General features: G+C 47.6%; 1 protein-coding gene and 1 pseudogene. Both read right to left on the bottom strand.

Translation table 11 applies throughout. The features are described from left to right. Positions 1–615, bottom strand: a 615-nt coding sequence (locus DWU89_RS20450; RefSeq protein ID WP_187574959.1) for an ISAon1 family transposase, incomplete at its 3' end; no start/stop codon positions are given. Continuing rightward, positions 581–762 (bottom strand): annotated as a pseudogene (locus DWU89_RS20445) (ISAon1 family transposase N-terminal region protein); the annotation flags it as partial. The pseudogene DWU89_RS20445 and the gene DWU89_RS20450, both read right to left, overlap by 35 nt.

The following is a 762-nucleotide window of genomic DNA, read 5'->3' as shown; positions in this document are numbered from 1 at the left end:
AGAGGATTTGAACAGCAGATACCGGCTCCTGGCTAACAGCTCTTTCTTGGAGTCTCCATTTTCATATCTTACAGGCAGATATAATTCCCCATTTAGTTTAGCTTCTTCCATCTCTTCGTTGGCTTCTTGGATCGCGTCCCAGCGAAGCTTAATGCGCATTTCCTGTACGGCATCACAGGCCAATTTCTGGATATGGAACCGATCTATCACACGAGATGCCTTACGGAAGCAGGAACGGACTATTTTGCGCATGGAGTCCGACAAGGCCAGCGTCACTTCTTCTACACGGTCCAACAGATCCTCGGGAATATGGCGTAAGGCAGCTATAACAGTCTCTGATTTAACCCCTGCAACAATGGCGACAAGGCACATCTCACGACAGTGCCTGTCCCTGTTGGTGACGATCGTATAGAGATTGCCATTGGACAAAGAAGTCTCATCAATAGCCAGATTGGGACCAATATTATCGGGGAAGACGAGCCAGTCGTCGGCATGACTCAATTCTTCCCAAGTACGATAACCGCTTAATACATCCTTGTACTGCTTTTCTAAAGTGGATGCGTCAATGTGATAAAAATCATCAAGTGTACGGCAGGTCACCGGGGATGTGTCCATATGTCTCTTTTAAAAAAGACGCAAACTCCTGCGAGTAGCGGGTACCTTCGGCAGCTATTTTTAGGGGCAAAATGAAACTCTTGCCGGTGCGAGTGTCAATCCACTTACGACGCCGGAACAGAAGGATTACCTTGTGGTCACGGATTG

This window comes from Parabacteroides acidifaciens, assembly GCF_003363715.1.
In the GTDB taxonomy this organism is placed as follows: domain Bacteria; phylum Bacteroidota; class Bacteroidia; order Bacteroidales; family Tannerellaceae; genus Parabacteroides; species Parabacteroides acidifaciens.
Note: the sequence above shows the minus strand (reverse complement) of the source record. Positions and strands in the feature narration are given on the sequence as shown.